The sequence below is a fragment of the Bacillus mesophilus genome (assembly GCF_011008845.1).
Lineage (GTDB): Bacteria > Bacillota > Bacilli > Bacillales > SA4 > Bacillus_BS > Bacillus_BS mesophilus.
The window spans coordinates 265,860-282,783 of the sequence record NZ_JAAIWM010000002.1; the positions used below are offsets into that span (position 1 = coordinate 265,860).

The 16,924-nt window shown below is 34.8% G+C and carries 21 protein-coding genes; 4 read left to right on the forward strand and 17 right to left on the reverse strand.

Features of this window, described 5'->3' with window-relative positions; all coding sequences use genetic code 11:
• Positions 1–77: 77 nt before the first annotated feature.
• From G4D63_RS06715 to G4D63_RS06775, 13 genes are all read right to left on the reverse strand, one after another.
• On the reverse strand, positions 78–425 hold the full coding sequence (locus G4D63_RS06715; RefSeq protein WP_163178879.1) for a DUF4181 domain-containing protein: 348 nt from the start codon (positions 423–425) through the stop codon (positions 78–80).
• Positions 426–736: 311 nt separating this feature from the next.
• The gene (locus G4D63_RS06720) at positions 737–1,333 is read right to left on the reverse strand and encodes a hypothetical protein (RefSeq protein ID WP_163178880.1); all 597 of its coding nucleotides are present in this window, start codon (positions 1,331–1,333) and stop codon (positions 737–739) included.
• A 754-nt stretch (positions 1,334–2,087) separates the two neighbouring features.
• Positions 2,088–2,597, reverse strand: a complete 510-nt coding sequence (locus G4D63_RS06725; protein ID WP_163178881.1) for a DUF4825 domain-containing protein — start codon at positions 2,595–2,597, stop codon at positions 2,088–2,090.
• Positions 2,598–2,600: 3 nt separating this feature from the next.
• The gene (locus G4D63_RS06730) at positions 2,601–3,020 is read right to left on the reverse strand and encodes a hypothetical protein (protein ID WP_163178882.1); all 420 of its coding nucleotides are present in this window, start codon (positions 3,018–3,020) and stop codon (positions 2,601–2,603) included.
• 30 nt (positions 3,021–3,050) lie between these two features.
• Positions 3,051–3,551: a hypothetical protein gene (locus G4D63_RS06735; protein ID WP_163178883.1), complete on the reverse strand. Its 501-nt coding sequence runs from the start codon at positions 3,549–3,551 to the stop codon at positions 3,051–3,053.
• 221 nt (positions 3,552–3,772) lie between these two features.
• Positions 3,773–4,315, reverse strand: a complete 543-nt coding sequence (locus tag G4D63_RS06740; RefSeq protein ID WP_163178884.1) for a hypothetical protein — start codon at positions 4,313–4,315, stop codon at positions 3,773–3,775.
• An 84-nt stretch (positions 4,316–4,399) separates the two neighbouring features.
• Positions 4,400–6,460, reverse strand: coding sequence for a DUF4179 domain-containing protein (locus tag G4D63_RS06745; protein ID WP_163178885.1), 2,061 nt, complete (start codon positions 6,458–6,460; stop codon positions 4,400–4,402).
• Between the two features lie 148 nt (positions 6,461–6,608).
• Positions 6,609–7,406: an alpha/beta fold hydrolase gene (locus tag G4D63_RS06750; RefSeq protein ID WP_163178886.1), complete on the reverse strand. Its 798-nt coding sequence runs from the start codon at positions 7,404–7,406 to the stop codon at positions 6,609–6,611.
• Between the two features lie 157 nt (positions 7,407–7,563).
• Positions 7,564–7,836, reverse strand: coding sequence for a hypothetical protein (locus tag G4D63_RS06755; protein ID WP_205603792.1), 273 nt, complete (start codon positions 7,834–7,836; stop codon positions 7,564–7,566).
• A 24-nt stretch (positions 7,837–7,860) separates the two neighbouring features.
• Positions 7,861–8,751, reverse strand: coding sequence for an acyl-ACP desaturase (locus G4D63_RS06760; protein ID WP_163178887.1), 891 nt, complete (start codon positions 8,749–8,751; stop codon positions 7,861–7,863).
• A 322-nt stretch (positions 8,752–9,073) separates the two neighbouring features.
• A complete protein-coding gene (locus tag G4D63_RS06765) occupies positions 9,074–9,559 on the reverse strand; it encodes a tetratricopeptide repeat protein (protein ID WP_163178888.1) in 486 nt (161 codons plus the stop codon).
• 399 nt (positions 9,560–9,958) lie between these two features.
• Positions 9,959–10,333 carry a VOC family protein gene (locus tag G4D63_RS06770; RefSeq protein ID WP_163178889.1) on the reverse strand — a complete coding sequence of 125 codons (375 nt, stop codon included), beginning with the start codon at positions 10,331–10,333 and terminating at the stop codon, positions 9,959–9,961.
• A 207-nt stretch (positions 10,334–10,540) separates the two neighbouring features.
• Positions 10,541–10,828 carry a hypothetical protein gene (locus G4D63_RS06775; RefSeq protein ID WP_163178890.1) on the reverse strand — a complete coding sequence of 96 codons (288 nt, stop codon included), beginning with the start codon at positions 10,826–10,828 and terminating at the stop codon, positions 10,541–10,543.
• A gap of 513 nt (positions 10,829–11,341) precedes the next feature.
• Here G4D63_RS06775 and G4D63_RS06780 point away from each other — a divergent pair.
• The 3 genes from G4D63_RS06780 (at position 11,342) to G4D63_RS06790 (ending at position 12,579) form a co-directional block, all read left to right on the forward strand.
• The gene (locus G4D63_RS06780) at positions 11,342–11,437 is read left to right on the forward strand and encodes a YjcZ family sporulation protein (RefSeq protein WP_163178891.1); all 96 of its coding nucleotides are present in this window, start codon (positions 11,342–11,344) and stop codon (positions 11,435–11,437) included.
• Positions 11,438–11,466: 29 nt separating this feature from the next.
• Positions 11,467–11,604: a YjcZ family sporulation protein gene (locus G4D63_RS06785; RefSeq protein WP_163178892.1), complete on the forward strand. Its 138-nt coding sequence runs from the start codon at positions 11,467–11,469 to the stop codon at positions 11,602–11,604.
• A 174-nt stretch (positions 11,605–11,778) separates the two neighbouring features.
• A complete protein-coding gene (locus G4D63_RS06790) occupies positions 11,779–12,579 on the forward strand; it encodes an MBL fold metallo-hydrolase (RefSeq protein ID WP_163178893.1) in 801 nt (266 codons plus the stop codon).
• A 27-nt stretch (positions 12,580–12,606) separates the two neighbouring features.
• On the opposite strand, the gene G4D63_RS06795 is transcribed toward G4D63_RS06790, so the two are convergent.
• Genes G4D63_RS06795 through G4D63_RS06810 form a run of 4 tightly spaced genes read right to left on the reverse strand, consistent with a single transcriptional unit; the run spans position 12,607 to position 15,493 of the window.
• Entirely contained in the window at positions 12,607–12,855 is a 249-nt protein-coding gene (locus tag G4D63_RS06795; protein WP_163178894.1) for a YqkE family protein, read from the reverse strand.
• Between the two features lie 44 nt (positions 12,856–12,899).
• On the reverse strand, positions 12,900–13,568 hold the full coding sequence (locus G4D63_RS06800; protein ID WP_163178895.1) for a CoA transferase subunit B: 669 nt from the start codon (positions 13,566–13,568) through the stop codon (positions 12,900–12,902).
• Positions 13,569–13,585: 17 nt separating this feature from the next.
• Positions 13,586–14,275 (reverse strand): CoA transferase subunit A, encoded by a 690-nt coding sequence (locus G4D63_RS06805; RefSeq protein WP_163178896.1) that lies wholly within the window; start codon positions 14,273–14,275, stop codon positions 13,586–13,588.
• A 33-nt stretch (positions 14,276–14,308) separates the two neighbouring features.
• Positions 14,309–15,493, reverse strand: coding sequence for an acetyl-CoA C-acetyltransferase (locus G4D63_RS06810; RefSeq protein WP_163178897.1), 1,185 nt, complete (start codon positions 15,491–15,493; stop codon positions 14,309–14,311).
• Positions 15,494–15,717: 224 nt separating this feature from the next.
• Here G4D63_RS06810 and G4D63_RS06815 point away from each other — a divergent pair, with 224 nt between their 5' ends.
• The gene (locus G4D63_RS06815; protein ID WP_204559047.1) at positions 15,718–16,611 is read left to right on the forward strand and encodes a hydroxymethylglutaryl-CoA lyase; all 894 of its coding nucleotides are present in this window, start codon (positions 15,718–15,720) and stop codon (positions 16,609–16,611) included.
• The last annotated feature ends 313 nt before the right edge of the window (positions 16,612–16,924 follow it).

The window sequence follows — 16,924 nt, forward strand, 5'->3', positions numbered from 1 at the left end:
ACTTTTCTCCCTTTAAATAAAATCAGTAGTATCAAAGAAAAACATAAACCAAACTCTATTTGATATTTAACACCTAGCTAGATGAGGAAAAAATAAGCCATAACACCTAAAACGAACCAAAAGATGGCATCAAATAAGTAATTTATAAACAGTTTGGTTTCTCTTTTAAAAATGAATTTTTCTATACTAAATAGTATGTTTATTAACGCACCAGCGAATGGAAAGACTAAGAATAGATTACTTTCAGGAAATACAAACGGTATTAGAATAATAGGAATCATGATCACATAAAACAAGATAGCAAAACCCCTATGATCATGCTTGTACCATTTCCATCCTCTTTTTGGTGTATTAAACTTTCTAAGAATTACTTTGTCTATTATATAAAATAAAATGATAGTAATAGCTATTAATATAAAACCCAAAATTAACTCTCCTTTAATTCCAAAATTGGATAACTAACAATATACCCAATATAGAAGAACATCTCACGTAGTAAGAACGGGACTTTACTATTCAATGTCTTGTATACAGAAGTTTGTGTAGGTGATGCATAAGCTTCCATCCCAGTGTTTTTGGCGTTAAAGGCATTTCTGCTCATTCAGGTAATTTAAAATCTACTAATCCAAAATTAGCTAGAAACTATCATCTTGTTTCCCTATACATTTAACAATACCAATTTATACAGATGAAGTGACGGATAACCTAATGGTCATTGTACCAATAGTAATAATGATTACCAATCAACGTATCTAGCTTCGCTCATTCCGAACAATTTATCCGAAATTAGATTGCCATCCTGATCAAGTGCTCTTATTGTCCATGTGAATTCTGAGTACTCATCCAGTACAAACAAGACATGTTGGTTGACCACCTCTTTGATATGATAACGGGTAGGATGTTTCTTAACAGTTTCTATATTAAATTCGTACTCATCTGACGGTGTCAAATTCTCTAGATGATTACCAATCACTATATGCTTTATGTTCGGATCTTTTATTCTAATCCCTACCATAAAACCATCTTCTACATCACTACCAAAACCAGCAGCTTTGAATGGTTCATTTCCTTCTATGTAATAGTCATAAGTCCCACCTGCGTAATGATACATAAATCCGCCACTACGGTGTATTTCAGCCAAGCCAAAAGTATGGTTGTTAGTATCTTCATACAAGATTGCTTTCCCGTATACTGTTGGAATACTTTCGATGATCTTTGTATCGTTAGGTAATGCACTATCTGCTGTAAAGCGAAAGCCTATTAATAAGATGAAGCCCGTGAATATTAACAAAAAGAGTAAAATGAACTTCCAAGGTGTCTTTCTTTTCTTCACCGTGGTATATCCTATTACTCCAATCAAAGTTATCACTAGGATAGAGATTAAATAAGTCATGCATGAATGAATGAAGCCCCTTTAATTAGATGTATTACTGCAAATCTATAATACTATGTATATACCAGCAATGATGATTCAATCATACTAGGTAAGAAGCAGTAATAATAATTTAGTATGACAATGCCGAATAACATAACTATACCAATTTTTGGCTTCTTGTGCCTATCTACTTTACTTCCAATAAGATATATAGAAAAACAGTAGTTAAACAAATGCCTAAGCACAACTGAATATGTTACTGGCCATTACTCCAACTAGAACAATGATTCCTGCAATTAAGACAATCACTAAAAACATAAAGAGTGTTTGCAATGAACCCTTTGAATTTCTCCAGTCTTTCCCAAACGATGACCAACCACCTGTTAGAAATAAATCAACAAAAAATCCACTTCTGCTCTTATCTTTATTTTTCTTTGATTGTTTCTACTCTTCATTGTTTTTCATAATATCTCACCTTTTTATCTTAGTAGCCTTTTAAAATTTACTACGTACAAGAGTTAATTAGGTTTCATATTAACAGATATTTACTCAACTATTCTTGCAATTTTAAAATATACGGTGTGTAAAATACTCATGATTAAATTCCCCATTTAGAGTAAACACCAAGGGAAACCCTCATTATAATTCTAGAAAAATAGCGTTTATCCTATGGATAAAACGCTAACATATATTGTTTTTTATACTATGGTTCTCACCTAATACTATGATTCCATACTTTTAACTCAGGAAATCGTCTAATTTTACTGTCTTCAGAAAAATCATTGATAATTTTTATTAGTTCCTCTCTGTTTGTATTGCTGTTTAAATCAAAGCCATACCACTCTTGTAGTTCTGTTCTTGAAACCCTAGTTGTTTGTTCCCCAAAATTGAAATCAACCCAATCTGCATTATGTACGAGGGCAAAAATAATTGTAGCGCTGTATAATACATCTTCTTTCAGAGATGAAACGGTCATTCCCGGAATTTCATTATAATTGAGGACCATACCATACGGTTTTTCCTTCGTCTTCAGTTCAAAATCTATAAAATAATCTTCGTTTGGTAGTGTATGTAAAATACTCGCAACTGAACTGTTATCACCAACATATGTGTTTTTCCATTCGAAATAGTGTGTTTCATCACCGGCTGTCGAACTATAACCACCACTCACTACTAATGCGACTAATAATATGAAAAAGAAGCTCTTTTTACGTTTGTACATGCGTCACCTCATAGAATAGAATTTATACTTATGACCCTTTTGACTTCTGAATAGTTCATCAATAACCCAAAAGAATAATGCTGTGATTGAAGCAGAAATAATAATTACATTCACTTCAATTCCAAAAATCAAAAATTGCTCATCTGATCTGAACACAAATCCAAACAATATACCAAAAGATAAGTGGACGATGCATGCAGTTAACATTCTAGCGGTCCCAGCTAATCCTTTAGTTACGTAGTCTGATAAAAATGTAACTGGTACTCCATACAATAGGATAAGAGGCGATATCCATAGCCCCAACATTCCGGTCATTACAATTAACTCAAAAGGCCGCTCCCATTCACCAAATAACACTCCGCATATTACTAACAATGATAAAGGAGTTGCCAACAATGTTGTTAACACTTTTCTTTTTATCATCTTTTTCCCTCCTCGCTAGTGGATAAAAAGTTAGTCCATCCAATAAAAAATGGCATCGAACACTTTATATTGTCTCGGATCTGTGAAAGTAGGAATCTTGGTTTTAAACGGAAGTGGTTGAGATAAGTATTCTTTTTCTAGAATGCTGTAGCCCGCAGATTCCAGTTTCTGCTTGATTTCATGGAAGTCATTTATTAAGAATTCAGAGGACGTACTGATTACTTCTTGTGGTTTACTAATCATACCCATTCCACTAAAGAATTCATCCCTGATTTCTTCAGAATCTATAATAGCCTTATGACGTTCATCTTTCCCAATAATTGCTACAGGCGCTAATCGACTTATGTAAATAACAAGACCTTCTATTTGGATAGAGGTAAGTGAATCCTTTTCGATATATTTTGTATCTACTATACTGCTGCCATCTTTTCTATAACAAAAAAAATCTACGTAGGAAGCATAGCCACTACCATAATGATCAAAGATTGCTTCACATTGGAAGAATCTCGAACGATTGAACGAAAAGAACAAATCCCTTATGTACTTCTCTATTTGATCTTTATCCTTCGTTATATACGGGTATACATCTCCAACTATCTCTGCTGATATTATCTTTTGTAACTGATCATTCGTAAATTTCGTCGTCTTTCACCTCAAATGCAAGGATCCATAAAACCCCGCTTAAAGATATACACATTAACTCTCTTAATGAATAGAAACAAGAACTAGTCAAAACTTTTTCCTTAATATCCCTATTTGATTATAACTGCTAATAGTTTGTCTATGTAATGATCTATAATATGCTGCTTATCCCAATTATCTTTAAATGTTGGAAAAATAAATGTCTGATAGATTGAAAGATAGTAGTCAGGTGGATGTACCACTTCTCCTTTCACCCAGTTTTCCACACTCTCCCTCCAGCCGGTCTTAAACCACGGGAAGGTTTTTGACTTAGGTGAAATATGCCAATCTCTTAGGATCAATTGATCCTCATGATTAAATCTCTTGATGTTATCTATAAAGGATATGTCTTTCCAAGAAGATGATTTGACCCCTTCTTTACCTTTTCCTATAACCTCAATTTCATATATTCGGATATTTTCTAGCTGCTTATAACATCTTAAAACATTTGTCTCTAACCCAAAATTCACTTTAAAATAATTATTTATATGATCCGTTACCGCTACATGAGTAATATTGGGCTGAAAGGTCGGAAGCCTCATTTCCTCAGCTTCGTAAGTGACCATTACTTTGTTTTCCTGTGAAATCACAATAAATTTATAGTTCATACTCACTAACCAAGTACCCCTCTATATAAAATTCTTAAAAGCACCGAGGAGCATTGTGATTCTCCTCGGTGCTTTTTAACATGTAATTACTTAATCTAATCGTAACTCAACCACTTCATCAATATACTCTGTACCACTATGACCGTATATATGAAACTTCTGGGGAATTACTTGTTCATCAGAAGTTTCTTTGAATAACTCGATTTCATAGTTCGTTTCATAATAACGTGGCGGCTCAACATTACCATCATAAAAGTTATCGCTTTGGTCATAAATTTTTCCATCTCTGTCCATCCATACTCCATCGTTACTATTATAATTCATGAGTAATTGTTCATTTTCGTCATCCGTTTTAATATCAAAATGCAAGGATTCGTATTTTCGAACTTCTGGTGGTGCATCTTTGATAGTAACTACGGTTCGAGCTCCATCCGTTATTATATTTTCAATAGAAATTTCATTCCCCATATATTCTAAGGTTTGTGGAAATGGCCCGTTACTCTTAAGGTTAAGTGATATATCATCATCTTTAAAATAATGAAACGAACTAAAATGAATCTTAACCTCCTCTGAATCTTCAAAATAGAGAGAGTCAAAACTTTTCTGAAAATACCCCTGATGGGTCATAGAATGAAAATGAAGAGTATTTGATTTCTGTTTACCTTTTACAATTTGGTCTATATAGAGGTCATTTATCTGTTTCTGATCTTGATTCGAATGATCGACTTTGTATTGAAGAAGCGTAACGGTTGGAGCAAAAATCAATTTATCAATTGTTAATGGAATTCCTTTGATTTCGATTTCCTTATCTACTTCATGTTCAATTGATGCATGCTTAGTCACCGGTACTTCAAAGCTCCATTTCCCCTCCAAAGTTTCTATTTCGTTGTTGTAATAAGTTTTATGCAACGTTTGTTCCGGATTGTCTAGGTCCTCGTGTACCTTTAAAAGCTTAGATATATTTAGCTTTATTGTCCCACTCTCGTCAGCTATTGGTAATAAGCTAATTTTTCCACTAAATACATTCTTGTCGTTTTTCTCCAGGATTGGTTCCCCAAATCGAAATGCAGATATGGGTTCTGCCTGCAAATCAAACACTTCCTGCTCGTTTTGAACATGAAAACCTTCAAACATATTGATTGTATACTTATTATGATCATCGTTATTATTCACTACTTCATAATATAATACGGTCTGGTAATCATCTGCTACTGCTGTCTTAATCTTTATTGTAACGCCATTATGTTGAGCCTCAAGGTTTAAAGGCTCCCCTAATCCATTCTTTAAATAGGTGAGCATTTCCGCATCTTCCTGCTCATTCCATTCCAGCCATGTATAATGCACTCTGTTGAAGGTATTCGTAAAAAAACCAATAAATAAAACTAACGTCATACATGCAATAATAACTGAACCTATTCTCACTCTCTTCTTTTTAAGCTGCTCTTTTTCTTTAATTACCTTATTTACTCTTTCTGTTACATCATCCATCAAGCTGTTAAGGATCTTCATGCCATCTAACTCGGCATAAAGTTTGAATAGGACCTCTTGAAAATCAAACAACATGTTATTACAACTTTTGCACTTACGTATATGTATCTCTAATTCTACTCTTTTCTCTCTACCTAGCGTCATGTCTAAATAATCTAGGTATATATCTTTGTATTCCTCACAGCCTACATCTTCCCATGCATTTTGGAGTAGGTGAATTCCTGAGAATAGACGAGACTTTACCATTGAGATAGGTATGTTAAGAATCTCCACAACTTCTTCATTTGTCATTTTCATCAAATATTTTAATAAAATTGGAGTTTTATAGTCGTTTTCCATTGCTCTTAGCTTATTTATTATCTCTTCATTTGAATGACTTAAATTCTCTTGCTTAGCTTTTGAAGACCTTTCCAAGCACTCATTTAAAAGGATCGTGGTCACCCATATATCAAAACTAGAATCACTTTTCATTCGATGGATTTCATTGTAGACCTTCATAATTACCCTATATATCACTTCTTCATACTCACTCTTTTCATTAAGAAAGAACGAAATGAATTTATAATAAAGATCTTGCTTTGTATCGAACCATTCCATAATGGTTTGTATATCTTTGTCTCTTATATTTTCTATCAAAATTGAATTTGGTTTAACTACTTCCATCAATATATCCCTCCTTACCTATTATAATGGTAATATACTTTTACCTAATTTTTAACAAGTATTTTAAAAACTTTAAGTTTACTCAAAAAAAACCTTACTTTTCGATAAAGTAAGGTTTCATTACATTAGGTATATATAGAGTTTTCCTTTAAGGCAATGCAATTTTTTGTCTATTTAACCCTTTTAAAAAATCAATTGAAATCTGATTAAAAATTTCAGGTTGATCAACATTACATACATGTCCACTATCCTGAATAACCTCTAATTTAGCTTGTTTGCACTTTTTCACAACTTCTTCTACAGGATACAGAAACATATAATCCTCTTGTCCCATGACATATAGAGTTGGTATATCCACTTTATTTTCTTCAAATTGAACTAACAAAGGTGCTACGTCACTCGTTAATTTGAACCATTTAATAAATTCTTTTTGACATAATTTTTTTGCTTGATTAACAAAAAGTAAACGTGATTCCTCGTGCCTTTTTTTAGGCATTAAGCACCAGGCAAACAGTTTATATAACCACATGTATGGAATGAACTTCTTTGAAAAATTACCCAGCCATATCAATGTTTTAACACGTGTATTTAAGCGAATTACAGCTCCACCTAATACCATTGATTTAACTCTAGTAGCATCCATTTCAGCAATATTTCGAATTAGTATGGTTCCTAAGGAGATTCCAACAAAATGTGCTTCTCTAATATTTATATGATCTAGAACTTCAATAATATCAGAACTTACATTATCAAATGAATATTTCTTATTCAATACCAATGGGTTTCTTGATTTACCATGACCTCTTAAATCTATTAGAAGAACATTGAAGTGTTTCTTGAACTCTTTTAATTGTTTATACCAAACAGATGAGCTTCCGCCCGCACCATGAATAAAAACTACCCATTCATGAAAACCGCTTAATTCATAGGTTTTATAATAGAGCATGTTTCACCCTCATTTTCAATATAAGTTAGTCTATTGAGCATACCATTTTTACAAGCAACTCTTCAATAATAGTTTCCTATGAAAATATTGTAATTGCAACAAAGAAAACCAAGAAAAAGCTCCCACCTTATCTTAAGTGGGAGAAGCTTCTCTAGTTTTATTGACAATTTAATTTATATTCTATATCAAGAATATACTGAATTTCTTCTTGGATTTCCGGATTTACTGATCCTGCACGTTTTTTCCTTAATTCTAGATCCATTCCTTTGTCAATGAATTGATTGGTATGTTGATCAAAGCAATTAAAACAAATAGAATAAAAAGTTTTTTTCTCTTTCTTTACAAAATCAAATTCCCACGTTTCAAGCTCTAAGTAACTTACTTTATTTTTCGTTTCTTTGTCACATAATTCACAAGCTTCTTTTATCATAATTATTTCCTTTCTACTTCTATACTATTTTTTGGCTAGTTGGCGATCTCTAATTCTTTTTAAACGACCATGATATTTTAATATATTCTCTTGTGATTGCTTGGCTTCTTCACTAGTAGGTTGTAAGTTAGCAATATCCCAATATGTCACAATCACATCTAATACTTGGTCAAAGTATTGTAGTGGGCCATAATTTGCATTGATTGCGATTGATTTCATTCTCTCATTAAAGTCAGGCATTACTGCGCCTGGCATAGAAAAATTAATAATAACGTCTTCAAAATAAACAATGAAATTCGGATCTAATTCAAGATGGGCTTTCACTGTGTCTCGATAGAATGCATAGTGAAGTGCTTCATCTTTTGCTAACCGTCGAAGTAATGTGGATAAATCTTTGTCATGTGGGCTTGCTATTTTAGCTACATTATTATAGAAAACGAGTGTCGCTAACTCTTGCAATGATGTATAGGCCATAGTTGCTAGAGGGTTAGTGAAGTCTGGAAACCAACCACTTTCAACTACTCGTCTTCTTAACTCATGCAGTCTTTTCGGATTAACGTTTCGTGTTACTAGAAGGTATGTTTCAAGTAAGCTAGAATGCTGATCTTCTTCAGCTGTCCAAGTGCGGACAAAATCATTTATTACTTCCATGGAATTTTTAAACGTATAATCCAAATGCGAAGTATACCAAGGTAAATTCACCTCTGTTAGTAAGGCTGTCTCGATTGCTACAATTACACCCTCTGGAAGTGTGACTTGACTCTCCTCCCAAGGAACTCTTTTAAAAGACATGGCCTTGTCCCACGGAATAAATTCATGATAGCTCCAATCAATATTGGCAGAACGTTCCTTATGTAATTGATATAATTCCTTAATGCGCGGTTCTAAACGTATATCTAAATCAGAATTTAACATTAGTTTCTCCTTTAGTTTTTTATTTTTACTATGATTATCCTTAGTATACTAAACCGATTGGTAATGAAAAGTGACATATGATTGGTTCTATATATGATAAATATCACTATTAATTCACGGTTGATTTAGTAGCGTAAATATTCACTAAGTTGTTAGGGTCCTTTACAACACCTCTAGCAAGAACCTAAACTTACTCAACTCTTCTGCTCCTTTAGAATTCCTGTAGATGGTTAATTTTCGCTTTTGTTATAAACAGAGCTTAATAACTTCAACTAAAATAAGGGATAATCCTTCTTGGATCAACCCTAGATCTTTTCACAAACTACTCCCAAACTTCATCTAGTTTGTTCGAATAGAAATCAATTGCCTTTTTATACCTTAAGATTTTATCGTCTGTTGTTGTATCTATTAAGCATTTTAGTAACAACTCCATCGCTTTACTATGCTCGTTTAAATTATATAAGGTCATCGAATAGAATGTTTGAATTGCTCTATTGTTTGGAAAAGTTTCAATTCCCCTTTGAAAAGTCCTTTTAGACTTTTCATATTCCCCTAAGGTTCTATATGTACTACCTAATCCTAAAAAAGCTCCTTCCAGTTCATTTGAAGGCAGCCCCAATTTAATTGCATTTTCGTAAAAGGGTACTGCTTTCGATTCTTCTCCTAATAAATCATAACTCCAAGCACATTGGTAGTTAATTGAAGCATTTCCGGGGTACTTCTGTACCAGTTTCATAAGTAATTTGTTAGATTCTTTATTACCTCCACTATTCCGTAAATCAATAGCTCTATCTAATTCTTTTTCCATCCATTTCAACTCCTTTATATGTTTGTTCCACTATCCTTCTCCTTTACTTCAATGAAGCTCATATGCAATGATTACTTGGTTAATCTTTCAACCTCAACGTCAATGGTTGAAACATCAATCCTTTCGTAAAGGGCTAACGTTTTTGAGAGTAGTTGTAAATATAAAGTAATCTTCTATCTCAAATAAGTTAAGTGGTTCTCTTATAGAAGCAAGAATATTTAGAGATGTTGTAGTTGCCTCATTCTCTAACATAGTTTAAAGCCCAATCAACATAATCTATTAATTTTACATTCCCCTCATATTTCTTGAAAAACAAGAGTTTAGTATCCATATCATTACCCCCTTATTCCTTGTTGAACAATCGCCCCCGTTAATGGAATAAGGTATTTTATTATAATCCTACCAGTGTACTTGAAGTTTATTACCATTTGGATCATAAAAGTGGAAATACGCATGACCGTTATCTTCTCGTATATCTTCGACCTTAACTTGATTATTAATTAGGTGTTGATGAAATTTGGATAGTTCTGGGCTTGTAAAGCCAATACTAAAAGCTGATTCATTATTAATTGTAAAATGGACAAATGTTTCATCGTCAGTTGGAACTAAGATAAGTAAAAAAGCTCCCTCATTCACTTTAAAAATCGCTAATGGATCATTAGTAATGTTTAATAACTGAAACCCTAATACATCTCTGTACCATTGTGCAGACTGTTCTAAATCTTTTACCGGAATTCTAATATAATGTACTTGTTCAATAAATGATTTACTCACATTTACCTCTCCTTACGTTAATCTGGTATATCAAATAATTCTCTTTTTTATATGTATTTTCTTTTCTAATTATTGAATTAACCTTCCCGTTTGTTTAATAGCTTCAACAAAAATAAGCGATAATCCTTCTTGGATCATCGCACCTGGTAGTTATCATTAGACTTACTCAATAATTGCAGATTAAATAAATGATGTGTCAACAAGTCATTATTTCTTACCTTTTCGTTCTAAAAGTATAGGTGCTATATTTAGTAAGATAGAAACAATTGTCAAAAACCATAATGCCCTTTCCATACCAGGTACTACATCCATTAAAGCTGCCCAATCCTCTACTTCTACCCACACCGATACAAGACTATATTCTGCACAAAGTGTTAATGCTGTAAATGATAATCCCATCGCCATAGCTAGCTTATAATCCTTTCCTGCTTTATACATATAAATATTTATAAAAGTTGCTACTATTGCAATAACCCCAAATATTATGAATAACATTACTAACCTCCATATTTTTTTATTTTTGTCGTGTAATAATACCAATGAGCATCATCTCTTTTGTGCATTACTTTTTTATTAGACACTAACAAGTTAAATCTTATTTTATAGAAAATACTCTTCCTTTTGTGTTCTCTTATTGAAAAATCCTGCTCCGTTAGTTTAAGAAAAAGCCTTCACACACTCTATATTTAATTTAACATAAAATTACAATTAACTGATGAGTCGTTTAAAAATCACTGTACGAAATGACATACCAATTAGCACGTTGACCAAAAGCTATTGTCATTATGTTATTTTAGTTCGACTAGTATTCGAATCCAAGTTTCTCTACAAAAACAGAACCGTTTAGTTTTATCCCACACTTTATTATTTACATATTGATTTTGATGAATATTTCACTCCAAAAAATTCAGTAGGAGCCCAAATTAGTGAGTTTTAGGCGTTAGCCCACCCGAATTCAATACATCTACATAGGATAGTTAACGAATGCATCACTTTGGAGGTGTTGATATGAGTGAAGTAACAGGATTTGGTACTGGATTCGCGTTGATTGTCGTATTGTTCATTTTATTAATCATCGTAGGTTCAGCTTACGTTGGATACTAATCAACAACACTAAAAAAGGAGGAGTTTTCATGTTTAACACTGGATTAGGTTGTGGAGGTTACGGATATACCGCTCCTGTAACAGGAGGTTTTGGTGCAGGTAGTTCATTCACTTTGATTGTTGTTCTATTCATCTTGTTAATCATTGTTGGCGCTGCCTGGGCTTAATAGATCGATAAGGAATGCCCCTACTTTTTGTAGGGGCTTTTTATGTATGAACTAACCCTAATAAACAGAGCTTCTTACTTACCTAGAAATTTTCTACATATATCCTTTACAAACATATTCATCCTCCATATTAGCAATACTACTTCTAGGAAGAACGAATGGAGGAGTACAAAAATGAAAATGCCGTTAACGTCTATTACCAGTGGAATAGGTATGGAGGTAGTGCCAGACCTTTATTGCTTCCCAATCCAGATTGTGAATATTTGCTTTATTGGAGAACCAAACAGCAAAGAATTTGTATTAGTGGATGCTGGTATGCCGGATTCTCAAGATATGATCATTGAGGAAGCTGAGAAAAGATTTGGGTCCGGTGCAAAACCCACAGCCATTATTCTAACTCATGGACATTTTGATCATATTGGTGCTCTCCAAGAACTATTAAAAACATGGGATGTTCCCGTATATGCTCATCATTTAGAAGAGCCCTATCTAACAGGGCAAGAAAATTATCCACCACCTAATACGGAGGCTGAGGGATTAGTGGCAAAACTATCCCCACTGTTCCCAAGAAACAGCATTAACATCAGTAAAAATCTTCAGATCCTGCCGAATGATCATACGATTCCTTTCTTGCCAGACTGGAAGGTGATTCCTACACCTGGGCATACACCTGGGCATATTTCTTTATATCGTGAACGCGATCAAGCATTAATTGTTGGTGATGCATTTGTGACTGTAGAACAGGAATCTTTATACGAGGTTCTTACCCAAAAACAAGAAATGCATGGTCCACCAGCTTATTTTACAGCCGATTGGCAGGCCGCTTCTTCAAGTGTTAAGACGCTAGCCAAACTGAAGCCCAAAACTGCCATCACTGGCCATGGGTTACCAATGACTGGTAACACTCTCATGGAGAACCTCACTGTATTAGCGGAAAACTTTGATGAGACCGAAATCCCGGATAATAAGAAATGAAAAAACGAGACGAATAATCGTCTCGTTTTATTTGTATTTTTGCCAGTCTAAGCTACTTTCGTTAAGTAGCTCTTCAAAGGACTTATTTTTTTCTTTAAGACGAGCTTCTTCTTTTTTTCTAGCAAGCTCCGCTTCCTTTATACGTTGTTCATTTTCGATAAGCTGTTTTTGTTTGTCTTTCAGCTGTTGAAATAAATCTAAGTTCAACCGCTCTTTTAATAGAAGTGTATCATCTTCTTTTTTGGTTGGCTTTGCTTTTGGTTTTTTCTTTGCCATATCTTTCACCCTTTCAGACGAATTATATTATAGCAAAGTTTGCCTTAATAGGCATCCATCTTAACTGACTGATCAATAAGAAGAGTTGGCTCTGTCACAGCTTGTATGTCTTCAACGCTATAACCCTTAGCAACTTCAATTAGCTGTAAGCCTTGATCTGTCACATCAATAACCGCTCGGTCTGTAATGATACGATTTACCACTTCTTTTCCGGTAAGCGGAAGAGAGCAATTGTTTAAGATTTTGGGAGCTCCATCGCGATTAACATGCTCCATAATCACAATTGTTTTTCTGGCACCATGCACTAAATCCATGGCTCCACCCATACCTTTTATCATTTTACCTGGAATCATCCAGTTAGCTAGATCACCATTCTCAGAGACCTCCATCCCACCAAGAATAGCGATATCTATATGCCCGCCTCTGATCATCGCAAAGGATTCCGCGCTATTAAAATAAGCTGCTCCATCAATGGTAGTGACCGTCTCTTTCCCAGCGTTTATCAGATCTGGATCTACCTTATCCTCTGTCGGGTAAGGACCAATTCCCAGCAACCCATTTTCTGATTGAAGAACAACCTGTTTATCTTGAGAGATAAAGTTCGCGACTAACGTTGGCATACCAATTCCCAGGTTTACATAAAAGCCATCTTTAATTTCTTGTTCGGCACGTTTTGCAATCTTTTCACGGCTGTTTAACAGATCTTGAACCAATTTAGTTACCTCCCTTCTTATTTCCTTACAGTTAAACGTTCAATACGTTTCTGTTGTTTTCCTACCACTAGGCGTTGAACATAAATGCTAGGCGTGTGAATTTGTTCAGGAGCAAGCTCACCCGCATCATAAAGTTCCTCTACTTCAGCTATTGTCACTTTTCCAGCTGCTGCCATAATCGGATTGAAATTTTGAGCTGTTTTATTGTAGATTAAGTTCCCCATTTTATCAGCTTTCCAAGCTCTAACTAAACTAAAGTCAGCAGTAAAGGACTCCTCAAGTAGGTATTCCTTGTCATTAAACACTCGGACTTCTTTTCCCTCAGCAATTGGCGTTCCTACACCTGCTGGCGTATAAAATGCAGGAATTCCTGCTCCGCCTGCACGAATTTTCTCAGCTAATGTGCCTTGTGGTACTAGTTCAACCTCAATTTCACCTGACAATACCTGTCGTTCGAACTCTTTGTTTTCACCTACATAGGAGCCAATCATCTTTTTAATTTGCTTATTCCTGAGCAATAACCCAAGACCCCAATCATCAACACCACAATTATTAGAGATTACAGTCAGATCCTTAACACCGGTTTCAACAAGAGCTAAAATCAGATTTTCTGGTATTCCAACTAACCCAAATCCACCTACCATTAAAGTGGATCCGTCTTTAATATCCTTTACGGCCTCCGCAAAAGAAGAATGAACCTGCTTCAAATGATTCACCTCTATTTTTATAAGTTGTATTTTCTAAAGATTTTCAACCACTGTTGCTACACCTTGACCTCCGCCAATACATAATGTAGCTAGACCAGTTTTAGCATTTCGCTTTTTCATTTCATGAATTAGGGTAACAAGAACTCTTGCTCCACTTGCCCCAATAGGGTGACCCAGTGCAATAGCCCCACCATTTACATTTAAGATATCCGTATTAAATTGCAGCTCTTTGTGAACAGCAAGAGATTGTGCAGCAAATGCTTCATTCGCTTCAATTAAACTAATATCCTCTAGTGATAATTGCACTTTTTCTAACACTTTTTTAACAGCTGGAACTGGACCTAGTCCCATTGTGGACGGATCTACTCCTGCTGATGCATTCCCTTTAATGGTAACTAAAGGTGTTAATCCTAGCTCTAACGCCTTTTCTTTACTCATGACAACTAAAGCAGCAGCACCATCATTAATGCCTGAAGCATTACCTGCTGTTACGGACCCGTCCTTTTTAAAGGCTGGTCTTAGGCCCCCTAGTTTTTCTTTTGTTGTATTTGGCTTAGGATATTCGTCCGTATCAATTGTGATACTTCCTTTTCTAGACTTAATTTCAACTGGAACAATCTCGTCTTTGAATCTTCCTGCTTGAATAGCAGCTACTGCCTTTTCCTGACTATATGCAGCAAATTCGTCCTGTTCATCTCTAGTTAGCTCATATTTGTCACAAAGGTTTTCTGCCGTTATACCCATGTGGTAGTCATTAAAGGCACACCAAAGTCCATCCGCAATCATGCTATCCTTTAATGTTTGATTTCCCATCTTATATCCATCTCTTGCACCTTCAAGCAAATATGGTGCTTGACTCATGTTCTCCATTCCACCAGCAACAACAATGTCTGCATCGCCCGTTAAAATAGCCTGTGTTGCAAGGTGAACAGCCTTTAAGCCTGATCCGCATACCTTGTTAATGGTTAATGACGAAGTTTCTATAGGTAGACCCGCTTCAATTGCTGCCTGTCTTGCTGGATTTTGACCTAATCCCGCCTGCAGTACATTCCCCATAATCACTTCATCTACCTGATTTTCAGCAATGCCCGCTTGCTTTAATGCTTCTTTTATTACGATTGCACCTAAAGTTGTTGCTTTTACTGATGCAAGGGCTCCGTTAAAGTTTCCTATTGGTGTTCTTACTGCACTAACAATGACAACCTCTTTGTTATTCATTTTTTCTCCTCCTACTATGTATAGAAAACATATCTCTTTTCTAACTTTAATTTAAATAGGAAGCGTTTACAATACTATTTATAAACGCTTTCTTATAGATTAATACTTCTCCAAAATAGACTAAATTCCTTTATTTCACCAATTTTTCTATAATTCTTGCTATTGTTTTTTTAATTAGAATAGAATGAGAGATAGACAGGTTAAAGATTAGGAGGGTTATTAGGATGAATTTACCTAAAGAAGTAGCGATTATTGAAGTAGGTCCAAGAGATGGTCTTCAAAACGATCCAAGTATGGTACCAACCCCTATTAAAACTGAATTTATTACTGCATTAAAGCGAGCTGGAATAAAGGAGATGGAAATCACTTCATTCGTATCCCCCAAATGGGTTCCTCAGATGAAAGATGCTTCGGAAATCGTGAGAGCCATTAACGATTCTTCTCGAAATATCGTCCTCACACCCAATCGAAAGGGAGTCGATCTTGCTCTTTCAGAAGATTGCAAGGCAGTTGCCGTTTTTGTGGGAGTGAGTAATACCTTCAATATGAAAAATATTAATAAAACTACCTTAGATAGCCTTAATGAATTAAAGCCCATCATAGCAGAGCTAAAGGAAAAAAACATTTTTGTTCGTGCATGTATCTCCACCTCCTTTTACTGCCCATATGAAGGTAAGATTGCGGTTGATGATGTCATCTCACTATGTTCGGCTTTTGTTGATAGTGGAGTAGATGAGTTGAGTGTTGCAGATACAATAGGTATGGCAAACCCTAAGGAAAGCTTTGAGTTGTTTTCTCGCCTAAATGAACTTTTTCCACAAACACTACTAACTGCTCACTTCCATGATACAAGAGGAATGGCTTTAGCCAACGTGTTTGCAGCACTACAGGCCGGAATTCATCGTTTCGATACCTCTGCAGGTGGACTTGGTGGATGTCCTTTTGCTAAAGGAGCAACTGGGAATGTCGCTACCGAGGACGTAGTCTTTATGCTTCATCAAATGGGAATTTCAACAGGAATTGATCTCAACGCATTAAAAGATGCTGTTAAACTAATTGAGCCTCATTTGTCTAGACCCGTTGAAAGTAAGTACTATCATCTTCCTGAAAGTGAATAAAACCTATGGTTTCCTTGTGTAACTAAACCGTTCAGTTTTGAGGTGCATTATAATTAAATGACATATAAATTGGCATGGGATTGACCTGTGCCAATTTCCTTTTGTATAAAAGGTTTTCGATATATTTAATACAATAATGACATATGAAAATGACATTATAAATTTAAAGGACAATAGTTGTTATACACAATAAAAAGATTGTCAGTTAGCCTGTCATTTTGTATGACAGTTTAGCCGTTATTTTAATTAATAGTTAATAAAGCCACATTTGAATTTATAGAACTAACAGGCAGTTTAGTGAAGCAGAAAAAAG